This is a genomic window from Kineothrix alysoides, from assembly GCF_000732725.1.
GTDB lineage: Bacteria > Bacillota > Clostridia > Lachnospirales > Lachnospiraceae > Kineothrix > Kineothrix alysoides.
This window is the reverse complement of sequence record NZ_JPNB01000001.1, coordinates 1,672,807-1,689,388: the sequence shown is the minus strand read 5'-3', so window position 1 is coordinate 1,689,388 and position 16,582 is coordinate 1,672,807. Positions and strand designations below refer to the sequence as shown.

19 protein-coding genes are annotated in these 16,582 nt (G+C 43.4%); all 19 read left to right on the top strand.

Annotated features, from left to right (window positions below):
- Position 1 precedes the first annotated feature (1 nt).
- The 19 genes from CC90_RS0107965 (at position 2) to CC90_RS0107870 (ending at position 16,569) form a co-directional block, all read left to right on the top strand.
- Positions 2-2,104 carry a chemotaxis protein CheA gene (locus tag CC90_RS0107965; protein ID WP_031390267.1) on the top strand — a complete coding sequence of 701 codons (2,103 nt, stop codon included), beginning with the start codon at positions 2-4 and terminating at the stop codon, positions 2,102-2,104.
- Positions 2,105-2,117: 13 nt separating this feature from the next.
- On the top strand, positions 2,118-2,585 hold the full coding sequence (locus CC90_RS0107960; RefSeq protein WP_031390266.1) for a chemotaxis protein CheW: 468 nt from the start codon (positions 2,118-2,120) through the stop codon (positions 2,583-2,585).
- Between the two features lie 10 nt (positions 2,586-2,595).
- Positions 2,596-3,210, top strand: coding sequence for a chemotaxis protein CheC (locus tag CC90_RS0107955; RefSeq protein WP_031390265.1), 615 nt, complete (start codon positions 2,596-2,598; stop codon positions 3,208-3,210).
- Positions 3,211-3,253: 43 nt separating this feature from the next.
- A complete protein-coding gene (locus tag CC90_RS0107950) occupies positions 3,254-3,739 on the top strand; it encodes a chemotaxis protein CheD (protein WP_031390264.1) in 486 nt (161 codons plus the stop codon).
- 27 nt (positions 3,740-3,766) lie between these two features.
- Positions 3,767-4,030: a hypothetical protein gene (locus tag CC90_RS0107945; RefSeq protein ID WP_031390263.1), complete on the top strand. Its 264-nt coding sequence runs from the start codon at positions 3,767-3,769 to the stop codon at positions 4,028-4,030.
- Between the two features lie 33 nt (positions 4,031-4,063).
- Complete coding sequence (locus tag CC90_RS0107940) at positions 4,064-4,831, top strand: FliA/WhiG family RNA polymerase sigma factor (RefSeq protein ID WP_031390262.1); 768 nt, start codon at positions 4,064-4,066, stop codon at positions 4,829-4,831.
- 15 nt (positions 4,832-4,846) lie between these two features.
- A complete protein-coding gene (locus CC90_RS0107935) occupies positions 4,847-6,430 on the top strand; it encodes a DUF342 domain-containing protein (RefSeq protein ID WP_031390261.1) in 1,584 nt (527 codons plus the stop codon).
- A 20-nt stretch (positions 6,431-6,450) separates the two neighbouring features.
- The gene (locus CC90_RS0107930; RefSeq protein WP_031390260.1) at positions 6,451-6,777 is read left to right on the top strand and encodes a hypothetical protein; all 327 of its coding nucleotides are present in this window, start codon (positions 6,451-6,453) and stop codon (positions 6,775-6,777) included.
- Positions 6,778-6,790: 13 nt separating this feature from the next.
- Positions 6,791-7,555 (top strand): DUF6115 domain-containing protein, encoded by a 765-nt coding sequence (locus CC90_RS0107925; RefSeq protein WP_031390259.1) that lies wholly within the window; start codon positions 6,791-6,793, stop codon positions 7,553-7,555.
- A gap of 37 nt (positions 7,556-7,592) precedes the next feature.
- Complete coding sequence (locus CC90_RS0107920; protein ID WP_132038546.1) at positions 7,593-8,228, top strand: hypothetical protein; 636 nt, start codon at positions 7,593-7,595, stop codon at positions 8,226-8,228.
- Positions 8,229-8,415: 187 nt separating this feature from the next.
- Complete coding sequence (rpsB, locus tag CC90_RS0107915) at positions 8,416-9,180, top strand: 30S ribosomal protein S2 (RefSeq protein WP_031390257.1); 765 nt, start codon at positions 8,416-8,418, stop codon at positions 9,178-9,180.
- A 42-nt stretch (positions 9,181-9,222) separates the two neighbouring features.
- Positions 9,223-10,158, top strand: coding sequence for a translation elongation factor Ts (tsf, locus tag CC90_RS0107910; protein ID WP_031390256.1), 936 nt, complete (start codon positions 9,223-9,225; stop codon positions 10,156-10,158).
- 362 nt (positions 10,159-10,520) lie between these two features.
- The gene (locus CC90_RS23990) at positions 10,521-10,820 is read left to right on the top strand and encodes a hypothetical protein (RefSeq protein ID WP_157837538.1); all 300 of its coding nucleotides are present in this window, start codon (positions 10,521-10,523) and stop codon (positions 10,818-10,820) included.
- A gap of 457 nt (positions 10,821-11,277) precedes the next feature.
- The gene (locus CC90_RS0107895; RefSeq protein ID WP_031390253.1) at positions 11,278-11,754 is read left to right on the top strand and encodes a hypothetical protein; all 477 of its coding nucleotides are present in this window, start codon (positions 11,278-11,280) and stop codon (positions 11,752-11,754) included.
- A gap of 118 nt (positions 11,755-11,872) precedes the next feature.
- The gene (locus CC90_RS0107890; protein WP_031390252.1) at positions 11,873-13,180 is read left to right on the top strand and encodes an alpha/beta hydrolase family protein; all 1,308 of its coding nucleotides are present in this window, start codon (positions 11,873-11,875) and stop codon (positions 13,178-13,180) included.
- Position 13,181: 1 nt separating this feature from the next.
- On the top strand, positions 13,182-13,637 hold the full coding sequence (locus CC90_RS0107885; RefSeq protein WP_031390251.1) for a LytTR family DNA-binding domain-containing protein: 456 nt from the start codon (positions 13,182-13,184) through the stop codon (positions 13,635-13,637).
- The gene (locus CC90_RS0107880; RefSeq protein WP_031390250.1) at positions 13,627-14,058 is read left to right on the top strand and encodes a DUF3021 family protein; all 432 of its coding nucleotides are present in this window, start codon (positions 13,627-13,629) and stop codon (positions 14,056-14,058) included. The genes CC90_RS0107885 and CC90_RS0107880 overlap by 11 nt, the downstream gene beginning before the upstream one ends.
- Before the next feature lie 500 nt (positions 14,059-14,558).
- On the top strand, positions 14,559-15,569 hold the full coding sequence (locus CC90_RS0107875) for a LacI family DNA-binding transcriptional regulator (protein WP_031390249.1): 1,011 nt from the start codon (positions 14,559-14,561) through the stop codon (positions 15,567-15,569).
- Positions 15,570-15,609: 40 nt separating this feature from the next.
- Positions 15,610-16,569 (top strand): ABC transporter permease, encoded by a 960-nt coding sequence (locus tag CC90_RS0107870; protein ID WP_031390248.1) that lies wholly within the window; start codon positions 15,610-15,612, stop codon positions 16,567-16,569.
- Positions 16,570-16,582 lie beyond the last annotated feature (13 nt).

Below are 16,582 nucleotides of genomic sequence, written 5' to 3'. Positions count from 1 at the left end.
AATGGACGTAAGCCAATATCTCGAAATTTTCCTTGATGAAACAAAAGAACATTTACAGAGCTTGAATACTGAAATATTGAATCTTGAGCAGGATCCGGAGAACTCGGATACGATCAATGAAATATTCAGGGCGGCACATTCCTTAAAGGGTATGGCAGGGACCATGGGCTATAAGAGAATGCAGGCGCTCACTCATGATATGGAAAATGTATTCTCAGAGGTGCGCAACGGCACAATCAAGGTGAAAGGGAATATGATCGATATCCTTTTCAAATGTTTGGACGCGCTGGAGGAATATTTGAATGCGATTCAGGCATCCGGTGATGAGGGTACTAATGACAACGCGCCGCTTATCAAACTTCTCAATGAAGTGTTGGAAAGCAAAGGAAGCGGTAGCGAAGCTGCACCCAAGGCGGAGAAGCATCAGGATGTTTCCGGGGATAGCGTGCCGAAGCAGGTCGTTGTTCACGAGATCACTTTTGATGAGACACAGAAACGCGTATTGAACGAGGCGCTTAGACAAGGGAAGAATGTGTACGGAATCACCGTAAAGGTTCAAGAAACTTGTATTTTAAAGGCAGCGAGGGCATTCCTTGTATTTAAATCGTTAGAAGCACTGGGAGAAATTATTGTATCAGATCCTCCGGTTCAGGACATCGAGGATGAGCGTTTCGATCTTGAATTCAGCTTGGTATTCATTTCAGACAGCCCGCTCAGCAGGGTAGTGGATGCGGTTAAGCATGTTTCAGAGATTGAAGATGTACAGGGTTCCGTAGTCGATAGACAAAAATTGGTATATGTGTCTGACGGTGACAATATGGACGTGGAGCTGCCTATGGCTTCTGATAAAAACGGAAGCATGGAAGCGGTTTCTGCGGAAAGACAAGCAGTACTGCAGACGGCGGGCGGTACAAAAACGGCGGAGAAGAAAACTCAGGCATCGAAGCCCGTAGTAAACAGGACCGTCCGTGTAGATATAGAAAAGTTGGACGTGCTCATGAACCTGGTGAGCGAGCTTATCATAGCTAAGAACTCCTTAGTATCTGCCTCCGGTGGAGAGCGGGGAAACAGCTCCGGCTTCAACGAGCAGATTGAATATTTGGAAAGCGTAACGACAAATCTTCATGAATCCGTTATGAAGGTAAGAATGGTTCCTATCGAGAGCGTTGTAAATAAGTTCCCGAGGATGATTCGTGATTTGTCGAAGAAATTGGATAAGAAGATGGAATTATACATGTCCGGTGAGGAGACGGAGTTAGACCGTACCGTAGTGGACGAAATCGGCGATCCTTTGATGCATTTACTGCGTAACGCTGCGGACCACGGGTTGGAAACGGCCCAGATTCGTAAGGAAAGCGGCAAGCCGGCGATAGGCTCTATTTTCTTAGACGCTTATCAGGATGGTAATAATGTAGTGATCGAGGTGCGGGATGACGGCGCCGGAATCAATACTGAAATGGTAAAGAATAAAGCTGTAAGCAGGGGGATTATCACCGTAGATCAGGGTGAGAACATGTCTGAACAGGAGATTATGAACCTGCTGTTCCATGCAGGATTCTCCACCGCTGATGTGGTATCCGACGTATCGGGAAGAGGCGTTGGTCTGGATGTTGTAAAATCCAAGATTGAAGCTCTCAGCGGCGAAGTAGAGGTTAAGAGCAAGCCGGGTATAGGAAGCACATGGACGATTCGCCTTCCTCTGACATTAGCTATTATTCAGGCGTTGATGGTAGACGTGGGCGGCGAGAAATATGCGGTTTCCCTCGGCTCCATACAGACTATTGAGGATATTTCACCGAGCGAAATCAAGACGGTACAGAACAAAGAAGTAATCCATTTGAGAGGAATCGTTATTCCACTTATCAGGCTGAGCGGTGTGCTCGATGTTACGAGCAAGAAAAGCCCTGAGGATAACATGACGGTAGTCATTGTTAAGAAGGGCAGCCGGATGGCAGGCCTTGTAGTAGATGAACTTATGGGACAGCAGGAAATCGTTATCAAGTCTTTGGGCAGATACATTACAAAATGTAAAGTAATCAGCGGAGCCACTATTTTGGGCGACGGTGAAGTTGCACTGATTCTCGATACGAATGCCTTGTTTTAAGGAGGAATAACAAATGGAAGAATTAAAAGTCGGTTTAGAAAATGAGACCACTCAGTTCATCGTAGTAAGACTGGGTGAAGAGCAGTACGGCATAAATATTAAATACGTGGACAATATTGTGCGCATGCAGCATATTACGAGAGTTCCCAAGGTACAAGAATATTTGAGAGGCGTTATTAACCTTAGAGGCGAAGTGATTCCGGTTATGAGCATACGCGTAAAGATGGATTTGGAGCTGGACGAATATTCAAAAGCTACAAGAATCATTATTTTAAAGCTGGAACAGCAGGGAAATATCGGAATCATTGTGGATGAAGTGAAGGAAGTAGTCACATTGGATAACTCTCAAATTGAAAAGGTAGCATATGACAGTAAGGAAGAGCGGGAAAACTTTATTTTTGCCATTGGAAAATACGGAGACGGCGGATTGATTTCCCTTCTTGATTTAAACATGGTTGTATTGGACAAAGAGAACGTATAGGAGGTTTCTTGTGGCTAATCTGGATTTGGAGACTATGTCTCAGGAGTATTACGACGTATTAAAGGAGTTAGGAAATATCGGAGCAGGAAATGCCACAACTGCTTTGGCACAGATGTTGCAATGTAAAGTTGACATGTCGGTGCCGCAGGTCAGGCTTCTGGAATTTCAGGATGTCGCTTCCCTTATGGGCGGTGAGGAGCAGCTCATGGCAGGAATATATCTGGGCGTAGACGGAGATATTACGGGAAGCATTATGTTCTTGCTGGAGAAGGAGTCCGCCAGGCATTTGGTAAGTAAGCTTATGGGAATGACCTTGGAAGGTGAAGAATTTTCAGAGATGGAGATGTCAGCCCTGCAGGAGGTAGGAAATATCATTACCGGCTCTTACTTAAATTCTTTGTCTTCGCTTACGGGGTTATGCATTTATCCTACGATTCCATCATTGGCTGTGGATATGGCCGGTGCTATTTTGAGCGTTCCTGCAATTGAATTCGGGACTTTGGGAGATAAGATTCTATTAATACAGACGCAGTTTTTTGATGAGATTCAGTTGGATGGTTATTTTATCCTTATTCCTGATTTGGAGTCTTACGGAAAGATATTGTCTTCTCTTGGGATTATGTGAGAGACAGTTTGTACCAAAGAAAAAGAGGAGACTCGGAAGAGATATGAGTGAAATAATAAAAGTCGGAATGGCGGATCTTAAAATATGCGTGAGTCCGGATGCCGTTACAACTTTAGGTTTGGGGTCTTGTGTTGGAATCGCAATTCGAGACCCTATAACTAAAGTAGGCGGTTTGGCGCATATCATGCTGCCGGACAGCACGCAGATAAAAAATAACAGCAATGTTCCTAAGTTTGCGGATACGGGAATTGTCGAGCTGATACGTCAGATTATCGCAAAGGGTGCAAATCAATCCCGTCTTGTAGCGAAAATTGCAGGTGGAGCACAGATGTTTGCTTTTCAGAATAAATCAGATATGGTACGCATTGGAGACAGAAATGTGGAAGCGACGAAAAAAAAACTGGCAGAGCTAAAAATACCGGTTTTGGCACAGGATACTGGTGACAGCTACGGAAGGACGGTTATATTTTATCCTGAGACGGGCGATTTTGTAATTCGTGCGGTCGGTAAGGAGCAGAGAGTAATATAAGAAACAGAAGAAAAGAGGGGAACGGCAATGAGAAGGAAATTGATACCACCTTTTTTAATGCTGTTTGCAGGCGCGATAACCAGTATTACTATGTGGGTGCTTCACTATGAAACCAAGACTATGCTTTCCATCTTACTTGGAGTATTGGTCGTTTTTTACATAATAGGTTCTTTACTGAAATGGATGCTGGATGTTTTCGATAAACAGAATGTGGTGCCCGAGATGGCGGATGAAGCACAGGAGCAGTTAGGAGAAACGGCAGCGGAGGAAGAAGGTCAGGAGGACTCATAGAGAAGACAATCTTAAGGGCAACTGGAGGAGAGTATGGACGAAGCAGGCAGAAAAAAGTTGTGGGAGGAATACGGGAGAGGGAAGTCAGCTGAAGTACGCGAAAAACTCATCTTGGAATACGCTCCGCTCGTAAAGCTGGTAGCCGGCAGACTCAGCATGTATTTGGGATATAACGTCGAATACGACGACTTAGTCGGTTACGGTATTTTCGGATTGATAGATGCCATCGATAAGTTTGACAGCATGAAGGAGGTCAAATTTGAGACTTATGCGAGTCTGCGCATCCGGGGAGCGATTCTTGATCAGATACGCAAGATGGACTGGATTCCCAGAACGATTAGACAGCGCCAGAAGAAGGTAGAGACTGCGATAAAAGAAATTGAAGCGATACACGGAAGAAACGCGACGGAGGGGGAAATTGCAGTGTCCCTTGGAATTTCCGAGGCGGAGTACGGAGAGTGGCAGTCACAGATGAAGATCACGAATGTGGTGTCTCTGAACGAGTTCATGGAGCAGGGAAGTGAGGTTCCTACAGAAAATAATAAGAATTCACATTTTGACAGTCCGGAAGAGGTAGTTGAAAAAACGGAGTTAAAAGAGGTATTGGGAGAGGCGCTGGATCTGCTTACGGAAAAGGAACGCAGAGTAATCGAATTATATTATTATGAGGAATTAACGCTGAAGGAGATAAGCAGTATACTGGAAGTGTCGGAGTCGAGGATTTCACAACTGCATACGCGGGGTTTGCAGAAAATGAAAACAAAAATGGGGAACTACATAGGTATATTGACTATTAGTTAGTGGGGTTAGCTTATTATGAATGGATATTTTCAACTTATTTATGAAGATGGTGTAACCAAATTGCAGGTATTTCCGCCGACAAATGGTGGAGAGGCAGCCAATTTAAGCGAAATTGTAGAATACTTGTCGAGCAGAAACATCGCATACGATAATCGGGCGCTGCATTCTCTTGTGGGAAGAGCGGAGCCGTATACGGCAATTATTAATAACGTGACGGGTCTGGAAGAGCGCGAGAATTATAAGTTGATGGTGAGTCAGGATAAGATGATTGCTACCGTTCGCTTTTATCCGCCCTCCGTTAATGGCGGAAAGATGACCAAGAGAGAATTTATCGATGATCTTAATTTTAAAGGTATCAAATTTGGAATACAGGAAGAGGAAATAGACAAGTACTTTGAAAATAGACGTTTTTGTGAAGATATCATCGTAGCGAGAGGAAAAGAGCCTCGTCACGGAACAGACGCTTATATTGAATATTATTTTAATACGGACTTAAAAGTAAAGCCCACGTTGAAAGACGATGGAAGTGTGGACTTTTTTAATTTGAATACAATCAATCATTGTCATAAAGGTGATGTAATCGCCAGGCTGTTTCCCGAAGACGTGGGTGAGGCGGGCACCAATCTGATGGGGGAGAGGCTGAAACCACGGGATGTAAAGAAAAAGATGTTGAAATACAGCCGAAATGTTACTCTTTCCGAGGACAAACTCACCATGATTTCTGAAGTGGACGGGCATGTGACTTTAGTGGATGAGAAGGTGTTTGTTTCTGATGTTTTATCCGTCGATAATGTGGATAATGCCACAGGAAATATCGAATATGACGGGAGCGTTCAGGTCAGAGGAAATATATGCGCGAATTTCTCCGTGAAATCAAAAGGAAACATTGAGGTTCAAGGTGTGGTAGAGGGTGCTTTCTTAGAGGCTGGCGGCAATATTACCATAGCCAGAGGTATGAACGGCATGAATCGGGGAATACTGCGGGCGCAGGGGAACATCGTTGCGAGGTACATGGAGAATACTACGGCGATAGCAGGCGGATATGTGTCGTCGGAATCTATTCTGCACAGTACGGTGCAGGCGGGAACCGAGGTGACGGTAAGCGGAAAACGTGGATTTATAACAGGCGGCCGGGTCTGCGCTACGAACACGATAACCGTAAAGACTTTAGGATCTCCTATGGGTGTGGATACGATAGTAGAGGTAGGAGCGAATCCCACTACGAAGACTCGTATTCAAGAGTTACAGAAAGAAATCATGGAGGCAACAAAGGTAGTGAAATCGGTTCAGCCAATCCTCACATCCACGCAGCAGAAGCTGGCGAAGGGGGTAAAGCTGTCTCCGGAACAGATACAATATATGAAGTCTTTGATTTTCCTAAATAAGGAGAAGACGAAAGAGATAGAAGAGAAGATGGCAGAAATGGACGGGCTTCAGGATTTTATAGGCAATATGTCAGGGGCCTGTGTCAATGTGACGGGCGTGGTATACGGAGGAACCCGTGTATGTATTGGTGATTTGTCTATGATAATAAAGAGTGAAATGCAGTATTGCAAATTCATTAAAATGGATGGCGAGGTAAAAATGACGGCACTTTAGTGAAAAAGGAGGTCATAACGATGTCGATTAGCCGTGTTGAGTTGCAGGGACAGATAACACGTGCGCAGGATTATACTACGATAAAGCAAAATGAAGACAATAAGGGAATGGTCGATCAGAGCAATTTCCAGAAACAATTCAGCAAAGTCGTGGATGATCGTATGACGCAGGTGCATCAAGGGGAGAATACCGAAAAGCAAAACAAGCGCTTTGACGCCAAGGATAAGGGGAATGGCGAATATTCAGGCGACGGAGGACAGCACCGTAAAAAGGATGAAGAGAAGAAGGACGGTCCTGACGGGAAGGTTATGATTAAAAATATGAGTCGGTTTGATATAAAGATTTAGGAGAAGACAATCTATGAACACAGCGGAAATTGTTCTTCTTATTATTGGCGGCATTATTTTGGTGTTGAGCTTTGTTTTACCTGCTTGGAAGGGGAAAACGGAGGAAAAGGGGCCGCAGATAGATAAAGGACAAATAAAAGAACTGGTAGAAAAAGAAGTAGAAGAGGCCAAGAAGCGTATAGGTGATATTGTCGATGAGACGGTCACTTACTCCATGGAAAAGACAGAGAGAAGCATGGAGCGTCTGGCAAATGAGAAAATCATGGCAGTCAACGAATATTCGGATCTCGTCTTGGAAAATATTAACAAGAATCATAATGAAGTGATTTTCTTATATGACATGCTGAATGATAAGCATGAAAATCTTGTTAGTACGGTAAGCGAAGCAGGTAAAGTGGCGAAGGAAATAAAGCAGGCGGCAGAATCGCCGGAAGAAGAAAAAAAAGAGACAGAAAAAAGGGTTGCGCCTGTGGCGGCAAAAACGGCTAAAGAAGAAGTTGCATTTGTACCCATTGCGCCGGAAAAAGTGACGGTAAAAAAAGGTGGCAGACGCAAAGCTGCGGACACGGTGAAAACGAAGGTTGTAGGCGGTGAGGCTGAAGTGAAAAGTGAGCCGGCTAAGCCTGAGCCTATAATCACAGAGGAAAAGAGCAAAAATAGCAATGAAAAAATATTAGGTCTGCACAAGGAGGGAAAATCCCAAACTGCGATAGCGAAGGAATTAGGACTCGGTGTCGGAGAAGTGAAGCTGGTCATCGATTTATTTGAGCAGACTTAGAGCGGGCAGGCCGAAATTAGGACGGGCAGGAACGGATATGAATTTAAAATATTATTTGAGAGGGCTTGGCTTAGGTATAATCATTACCGCCGTCATTATGGGATTTGCGACGGGCGGAAAGAGAGAAGCTCTTACGAACGACGAAATCATAGCGAGGGCGAAGACTCTGGGTATGGTGGAGAATAAAGTCCTGACAGAGTACACGGAAGAAGTGAAAGACAAAGAGGGGCGGGAAAGTATCTCTAATGAGTCGGACGATTCGGAGGCAGAGACCGCAAAAGGGCAGGAGGATCCTCCAGTGAATGAGGCGGGGAAGGAATCTGAAGATGCGGCAGAATTGAACGGCATCTTGGGTGATTCCGGCGTTGAAGCAGCTAAAACTGATTCTGATGGAGCTTTAAAGGATGATGCGGCCGGTATGGCGGATGCAGAGCTGGAAGAACCGGAGCCTGCGATTTTTTCAGTAAAAAAAGGCGAAGCTCCCTACAGCATATGCAAACGGCTTGCAGAAATTGATTTAATTTCATCGGCGGATGATTTCGATACGTATTTATTAAATAACGGGTATGACAGAAAGATTGTCGCGGCGGAATATAAGATACCTTCCGGTGCTTCTGAAGAGGACATTGCGACGATTATTACGGGCGGAAAAGTAGAGAGTACAGCTCAGTAAAAATAAATACAATAATTTCAGCAAATTTCGCAAAAGCCCTTGTCAGAAGGGTTTTTGTTATGTTATAATTCGAATGTTGTGACTAAAAATCACGTGTGTCTATTCATTGTCGGTGCTTTTGACACTTAAGGTAGGCAATGGAGTGTAAGATATGCGGAAGCAAATTAACCAAATGGAGGTAAAAAACATGAGCGTTATTTCAATGAAACAGTTATTAGAGGCAGGTGTTCATTTCGGACATCAGACGAGAAGATGGAACCCTAAGATGGCTCCTTATATCTTCACAGAGAGAAATGGCATCCATATTATTGACTTACAGAAGTCTGTAGGCAAGGTGGATGAAGCTTACAAGGCGGTATTCGATATCGCAGCTCAGGGCGGAACCATTCTTTTTGTTGGTACGAAAAAGCAGGCACAGGATGCCGTTAAATCAGAAGCAGAGCGTTGCGGAATGTTTTATGTAAATGAGAGATGGTTAGGCGGTATGCTCACCAACTTTAAGACGATCCGCAGCAGAATTGACAGATTAAAGAAGATCGAGCAGATGTCTCAGGACGGAACCTTCGATGTTCTTCCTAAGAAAGAAGTTATCGCACTCAGGAAAGAGTGGGAGAAGTTAGAGAAGAACCTGGGCGGAATCAAAGATATGACGAGAATTCCCGATGCTATTTTCGTAGTAGACCCTAAGAAGGAAAGAATCTGTGTTCAAGAGGCTCATACTCTGGGTATTACGTTAATCGGAATCGGTGACACCAACAGCGATCCGGAAGAACTCGATTACATTATCCCGGGAAATGATGATGCTATCAGAGCCGTAAAATTAATCGTTTCCAAGATGGCTGACGCTGTAATCGAATCTAATCAGGGAGAGGAAGCTTTCACGGAAGTAGCTGTAGAAATGGCAGCTGAGGCTACGGAAGCAACCGATATCGAAGAAATCGCGGCAGAATAGGCCATAGTATAGAATAGTGTGAAGAAAGGAATGGTTATTTAAATGAGCATTACGGCAGGAATGGTAAAAGAATTGAGAGAATTGACCGGTGCAGGTATGATGGACTGTAAAAAGGCGCTTACCGAGAACAACGGCGATATGGAAGCTTCTGTAGAATATTTGAGAAAAAATGGTCAGGCTAAGGCAGAGAAGAAGGCTGGAAGAATTGCAGCGGAAGGACTTTGCCGTGTAGCTACGGATGGCGATAAATGTGCAGCAGTCGTTGAAGTTAACTCCGAGACGGACTTCGTTGCAAAGAACGAAGATTTCCAGAAATTTGTTGAGAACGTTGCAGCGCAGGCAGTAGTTTCTGATGCAGCGGATATCGATGCATTTATGGCTGAGGCATGGAAAGAGGATTCTTCTAAGACAGTAAAAGAAGCATTGATTGAAAAGGTTTCTGTTATCGGCGAGAATTTGAATATCAGAAGATTTGAAAAGGTAGTGGCTGAGAACGGATGTGTAGTAACTTACGTACATGGCGGCGGAAGAATCGGCGTTGTCGTAGAAGCAACTACGGATGTTGTGAACGATGCGATAAAGGAAGCGCTTACGAACCTCGCTATGCAGGTCGCAGCACTTTCCCCGAAATATGTATCTACGGAAGAGGTTTCCGAAGAATACAAAGCGCATGAGAAGGAAATCATCGCTGCTCAGATCGCTCAGGATCCTAAAATGGCTGGTAAGCCGGAGAAGGTTATCGAAGGCGCGGTATTGGGACGCCTTAATAAAGAGCTGAAAGAAGTATGCCTCTTAGAGCAGACTTATGTAAAAGCAGAGGATGGAAAGCAGACCGTTGCTCAGTACGTTGAACAGGTTGCAAAAGAGAACGGTGCAAACCTTTCGCTGAAGAGATTCGTTCGTTTTGAGACGGGCGAAGGTCTGGAGAAAAAAGAAGAGAACTTTGCAGAGGAAGTTGCAAAGCAGATGGGGAACTAGTCGATACGTAAAATGCAACTTCCTCTCGGAAGCTTGCAAAGCAGATGGGGAACTAGTCGTCATTCACATTGAAGAATATTATAAGATTAACAGCACCACCCAAGTTAGAATGGGTGGTGCTGTTTTAGGTGGAACTTATACGCACGTAAATGCATCAATTCTATCCAGAGATACCCCAAAGAAAGACCATTGGAAGAATCGGTTCCATCGGAACCCGGTTACGGTATTGCGGCTTACCTGAATAGGAAACATCCAGAACTCATTTCCATTACTCATCCAGATATAGGTGAAGCGCCCCAGGCAGTTCCGAATGGAGGATGGGTCAACCCTGAATGTTGTTATCTGTTTGGAAGGGGTAAAGTTTGGAGGTGCTGATGTGGGTGGGCCTAAAGAAGGGCCTCCGAATCCCGGTCCTGATCCTGGTCCCGGTCCTGATCCTGGTCCCGGTCCTGATCCCGGTCCCGGTCCAAATCCCGGTCCTGATCCCGGTCCTGGTCCGAATCCCGGTCCTGATCCCGGTCCTGGTCCGAATCCCGGCCCTGATCCTGGTCCTGGTCCAAATCCCGGCCCTGATCCTGATCCCGGTCTGTTGTTCCCTGGAAATGGGGGTGGCGGAGGAGGCGGGGGAGTCCGCGAGTATTGTCGGTGCTGAGCATCTATAAAGTTTTTTTGATTGGAATAATCCATTTGATTTCTCCTGGAAAAGACATAATTATTAATATTATTATATTAAGCTATATAAATAGTGGAACCAGACAAAGAAAAAGAGTGGCTAAGAGTTGTGGATTAGAAAAAGTATGGGTGCACACGGACTTTGCGGCGGCATCGCTATGGAATAACAAGGGAGCGACCGGTTAAGATTGAGGAAAAGCTTCTATATTGCGAAAGATACGAGTCAATGATGCTTATGACCTTGAGAAGAGAAAACCTAAGAATAAAAAAGTGTCAACAAAGATATAGAAACGTATGAAAGAGTTTGTAATTTTTGATAAATTTAAGCGTGATTTCAATAAAATTTTCACACCAAGTAGTAAAGCTCCAAAGAGTATGATAAAATACTCAAAAAGAAACGTGCAAAATTATTATGTAAGACAAATGTAGATTGAGGAGGGAAAGGACATGAAATTCAGAGTAATATCATTGCCTTCATTTAGGGCGGCGTCTTCGAAGCCGGATAAGGACTTCGACTTTTCACCGACAGGTATTTTAGGGAGGTTCGATGCCTATTTTTCGGCGATAAAGCCTGGTGACAGAGACAGCTTCATGCCGCGGGATTTTTTGTATTTTGATGAAGATAAGCAAGGAATGGTGTGGATGTGGGCACTGAGCGAGGGGATGGATGACGGAGGAAATGCAGTCATTGACTTTGAAGGCGGTTATTATCTTACTTATGTATATAAAGACGGGGATGAAGAAGCCGGCGGAAGATTATATGAAGAAGCGCTTAGGTATATTGAGGAATCTGAAATACTGGAGCTTGATGTTCGATCCAACCACTATGCGATGGGCCATATCATAACACCTGAACCAATTATAAAGGCACAGGGGTGGGCGCAGATGGAAAGCTTTATTCCTGTTAAGTTGAAGAACTTATAAGCTGAAAATGTATTTCATCCATTCATTAAGTATCTCATCCGAAGAAGGATAGCCCGCGCTGCGAGGATGTGTTATGTTTCCTATAAATCTAATGATAGAAAACATAGGAGGCTTTTAAATGGGAACTGTAATATTGACTCTGCTGGTTATAGGAGAAATCATCTTTTTGCTTTGGTCGTTTAAAGCGGGGAGCATTAAAAGAAGAGAGAAGTATATTTGGAAAATAGTTTTTGCGGTATTATTAACTTTATTACTTATCGCAGGTATCTTGGAAGGAGTGTCGAGATACGGCGCGATATTGTTAGTTTTACTATTTCAGGCTTGTATAGGCTTGCTCGCGGAATACAGAGACAAAGGTAAGTCCTATGGAAAAGGAAAGAGGATAGCTCTTTTTCTGGGCAACATAACAGTTTATTTTTTAGCGTTGGTTCCTGCGTTCTTTTTTCCCCAGTATAAGCCACTTCCGGTAACAGGAGGTCATACAGTAGAAAATGCGGAATATACGTATGTGGATGAGAACCGCATCGAAACATTTTCAGATATCGGTGAAAACAGATCGGTAACAGTGAAGTTCTGGTATCCTGCCGAGACCGGAACCTATCCGTTGGTTGTTTTTTCTCACGGAGCGTTCGGTGTCATTGACAGCAACAACTCAACCTATACCGAGCTGGCTTCCCATGGATATGTAGTCGCCAGCATAGGGCATCCTTATCACGCTATGTTTGTCACGGATGTAAATGGGAAGACGACCTATGCCTCCAAGAAATTCATAGAACAGATTTACGACATGAACTCGGACGAAACGCCGGATAAGAAAGAAACGGATTATTTGAAGACAGATTATTTGAAGACTCGGGAATGGATGAAGGTAAGGACGGAAGATATGAATTTCGTTCTGGATACCATTTTGAATAAGGCAGATGCCGCAAATGAGGCGCCTTTTTCCTTGATTGATGGGGATAAGATTGGTCTATTCGGACATTCTCTAGGAGGAGCGACATCCGTTCAGGTCGGAAGGGAACGGAAGGATATCGACGCGGTTATCGACTTGGAAGGCACCATGCTGGGCGAATACATTGGAATCGAAAATGGCAGGGAAATATACAATCAAGAGCCATACCCGATTCCTTTGCTGGATATGAATTCTAAGGCAGTACACGCTTTGGCTCTGGAAGTGCCGGGAGATGGGTATGTGAATTTTTATATGGGTGAGCGTGCACTCGATTATAGAGAGGTTATTTTTGATAATGCGGGCCATCTTAATTTTACAGATTTACCGCTTGTTTCTCCGCCTCTTGCAGGACTGCTTGGCGTGGGCACCGTAGATGCCAGAGAATGCATCGAGAATGTAAACTATGTGGTGCTTACCTTTTTCAATTATTACTTGAAGGGAGAAGGGACGCTGGCCATAGAAGAGGAATATTGACATGAGGGTAACGGTAAGGAAGATAAAGAACAAAGAGCAAGAACAGGTGGTTATTGAATGTGTCGATTTGACACAGGAAATCAAGGATATTTATTCCTATGTCTTATCGAAGGGGGTAGAACTGCCGGGAGTAGAAGACGGGCATATGGCGAAAATCAAGTTGGAGGATATCTATTATTTTGAAGCGGTAGATGAAAAGCTGTTCGCTTATACACAGAATAAGGTATTTGAGATAAAGCTCAGGTTATATGAGGCGGAGAGGGCGTATGCGCCCTATCATTTCATCCGCTGCTCCAAGTCTGTAGTGCTGAACCTCATGCAGTTAAAGAGCATCAGTCCGGCGCTGAACGGCCGCTTTCTCGCCCATCTGAAAAGCGGCGAGAAGGTGATGATTTCAAGGCAGTATATAAGCTCAATTAGAGAAAAAGTGTTTGGAGGAAACAAAAATGAAATATAAAAATGTAATATCCGATTTGGCTGCGTCCTTTTTCATCAGTACGACACTTATAACATTAGGCAGTGCCATCATAGGAAGCCTTTATCTCAAAGAGGTTACCTTCGGTTATTATGCCTTTTTTTCTCCTCCTCTCATTGGGTTGTTGTCCTCCCTCTTAGGTTTTGTAGGCTACTCCAAAAGAGAATTTAGTGTGAGTGAAGCTATTGCAAGGAAGGGGATTCATCTGTTCTTAATCGAGGCGATGATTTTCGGGCTTAACTATGCTTCTGGAGTTCGTTTTTCGCCGGGATTTTCCATTATTCTTGCGCTCTTTATTGTGTTCGTATTTGTTTCTGTGAATGTAATCATATGGCTGAATGATAAGCGAGTGGCCGATGCCTTCAATAAGGAATTGGAGTTTTTTCAAAAAGGGATGAATTGAGTCCGGCCTTGTCTTCGATATCTTCAAATCATAACACACTGAAAATCTTAAGAACTGCTAAGATTTTCAGTGTGTTTTTTTATTGGTGTTGTTGTCCTTCAGGTAAAAGAGGTGCAGCTGCGAGCAGAACAGAAGTTGTGCCGCCTATGTGTTTGATTGCGAATATGGGTGAAGCATCCTTTTTTAGATGAGAGTTCAAGGAGAGAAGCGGGGGAATCAAGTCGAAAAGAACTGACTTATGTAATAAAATGTTAAGTAACAAAAAATAAAAAGCAGAAGTATAGAAAAAACCAAACAAGGAAAAATAGTAATATTTAAATAAAAATAACAATTCTTACATGCGTAAAGATTGATATTTATTGGATGATATGGATAGAAAATAAATATTTAAAAATAATATACATACAAAATGACAAATAACTATTGCTAAAAGTCGAAATATATGTTAAGTTAAATATACAAAATGTAACCTAACATATATTAAAAAAAGGAGAACGGATATGGCAGTGCAAAAACCAATATCCATGCAGAACATAGCGGATGAGTTGGGAATCAGTAAGGTGACGGTTTCCAAGGCCCTGAACGGAAAAGACGGCGTAAGCGATGAACTGAAGGATAAAATCTTTCAAGTGGCAGAACAATATGGCTATATCCTTCCCGACTACGGACAAAGGAAGACGAGGAAGGTTGGAGTCATTATGAGCGACCGGTTCACCTCCATGTCGGACAGCGGGAAGTTCTATATAGGAATGTATGAGAGAATCATTAGTGAGCTGAGAAAGGCATCCTGTACCAGTGTTATGATTACTCCTAACAGAAACAGTCTTATGGGAGATTTGGAGACGATTGGGAAAAAGGGAATGTTTGACGGCCTTATCCTATTAGGGATTTTAGACCACGTAGTCAGAGATAAAGTGGATTCCATTGATTTACCAAAAGTCTATGTGGACGTATATGACGAGACACATAAGTCCGACTCCGTAGTAACCGAGAATATCTATAGTACCTATGAGATGACGGAATATCTTATGCAGATGGGACACAAGGACATTGGATTCGTAGGTACAGTGGGAGCCACCACCAGCATTACCGATCGCTATCTCGGATATATGAGAGCTCTTATGGAGCAGAGAGTGGAGCCGAATCTGCAATGGCTCATACCGGATAGAACGATAGAGGGAGAAGCGATTGAACTTAAACTCCCGGATACTCTTCCCAGTGCCTTTTTGTGCAACTGTGACGAAGCAGCTTTTCGTCTGGTAAGGGTTTTGAAGGAGAGGAAGCTTCGTATACCGGAAGATATATCTATTGTAGGTTTCGATAATGATATTTATGCGGAACTATGTGAGCCTCAGCTTACCACAATTGCTGTTAATATGGAAGAAATCGGCAAGGTAGTATCGAAGAGGATCATCAGACGCATGGATAATCCAAATAAGAAGGGCGGAGAGGTTTACCGGGTGATAGGTAAAAATATTTTTAGAAATTCTGTCAGAGATTTAAATAAATGAAGATGCGGCAGCCGCATAAAGGCAAAGGAGGAGAAAACAATTGAGAAGTGAAAATGTTCCGGTGAAACGAAAAAAACGACATTGGACAAAAAATGATACCGAGCTTTCAATATTGGCGCTGCCCACCACGATATGGTATATCCTTTTTTGCTTCCTGCCGATGTTTGGGTTAATCATTGCATTTAAAAATTATAAAATTACGGGCGGGAAGAGTTTTATTTATAATGTAATCCACAGCCAATGGGCGGGGTTCAAGAACTTTGAATTTTTAATTAAATCGAACGACTTATTCATTATTTTGCGCAATACTATTCTATACAATTTCACATTTATTGTTATGGGCATGGTGCTTTCCGTGGGAATGGCGATTATGATCAGTCTGCTGCACAATAAGAGGAAGTCGAAGGTCTATCAGACGTTAATGTTCTTTCCCTATTTTATGTCATGGGTTGTTGTAGCATATTTCCTGGATGCCTTTTTGAATCAGAGCAACGGGCTCATTAACGGGATGATTACGGATGCGGGAAATTCGCCTATTCAATGGTACATGAAAGCGGGGGTATGGCCATTCATACTCATCTTCATGTATTTGTGGAAATCCACAGGATATAACATGATCATTTACTTATCCAGCATTACGGGAATTGATACGACCTTGTACGAAGCAGCAGTGGTGGACGGAGCCAATAAACGTCAGCAGGTATGGTATATTACGCTGCCTTGCCTTAAAAATGTCATTATTATGATGTTTATCCTGAATGTAGGAAAGATTTTTTATTCAGATTTCGGTTTGTTCTACCAACTTTCGCAGGGCGCCAGCGGTTCCATATTCAATGCGACGGCGACCATAGATACTTATGTATTTAATGCGCTCCAGTCGGCAACGCCAATTGGAATGACCTCAGCGGCTACGTTCTTCCAGTCGGTGGCATGCTGTATTACGATTCTCGTAGCCAATGCTATTGTGAAGAGAATCGATGAAGACAGCGCTATTATATAGAAAGGAGGAATGG

Bases quoted from the DNA above. Each gene is read 5' to 3' on its own strand.
- CC90_RS0107960 (WP_031390266.1), top strand. From the start codon at position 2,118: ATGGAAGAATTAAAAGTCGGTTTAGAAAATGAGACCACTCAGTTCATC.
- CC90_RS0107890 (WP_031390252.1), top strand. From the start codon at position 11,873: ATGGGAACTGTAATATTGACTCTGCTGGTTATAGGAGAAATCATCTTT.
- CC90_RS0107885 (WP_031390251.1), top strand. From the start codon at position 13,182: ATGAGGGTAACGGTAAGGAAGATAAAGAACAAAGAGCAAGAACAGGTG.
- tsf (WP_031390256.1), top strand. From the start codon at position 9,223: ATGAGCATTACGGCAGGAATGGTAAAAGAATTGAGAGAATTGACCGGT.
- CC90_RS0107895 (WP_031390253.1), top strand. From the start codon at position 11,278: ATGAAATTCAGAGTAATATCATTGCCTTCATTTAGGGCGGCGTCTTCG.
- rpsB (WP_031390257.1), top strand. From the start codon at position 8,416: ATGAGCGTTATTTCAATGAAACAGTTATTAGAGGCAGGTGTTCATTTC.
- CC90_RS0107925 (WP_031390259.1), top strand. From the start codon at position 6,791: ATGAACACAGCGGAAATTGTTCTTCTTATTATTGGCGGCATTATTTTG.
- CC90_RS0107950 (WP_031390264.1), top strand. From the start codon at position 3,254: ATGAGTGAAATAATAAAAGTCGGAATGGCGGATCTTAAAATATGCGTG.
- CC90_RS0107940 (WP_031390262.1), top strand. From the start codon at position 4,064: ATGGACGAAGCAGGCAGAAAAAAGTTGTGGGAGGAATACGGGAGAGGG.
- CC90_RS0107875 (WP_031390249.1), top strand. From the start codon at position 14,559: ATGGCAGTGCAAAAACCAATATCCATGCAGAACATAGCGGATGAGTTG.
- CC90_RS0107965 (WP_031390267.1), top strand. From the start codon at position 2: ATGGACGTAAGCCAATATCTCGAAATTTTCCTTGATGAAACAAAAGAA.
- CC90_RS0107935 (WP_031390261.1), top strand. From the start codon at position 4,847: ATGAATGGATATTTTCAACTTATTTATGAAGATGGTGTAACCAAATTG.
- CC90_RS0107930 (WP_031390260.1), top strand. From the start codon at position 6,451: ATGTCGATTAGCCGTGTTGAGTTGCAGGGACAGATAACACGTGCGCAG.
- CC90_RS0107920 (WP_132038546.1), top strand. From the start codon at position 7,593: ATGAATTTAAAATATTATTTGAGAGGGCTTGGCTTAGGTATAATCATT.
- CC90_RS0107945 (WP_031390263.1), top strand. From the start codon at position 3,767: ATGAGAAGGAAATTGATACCACCTTTTTTAATGCTGTTTGCAGGCGCG.
- CC90_RS0107880 (WP_031390250.1), top strand. From the start codon at position 13,627: ATGAAATATAAAAATGTAATATCCGATTTGGCTGCGTCCTTTTTCATC.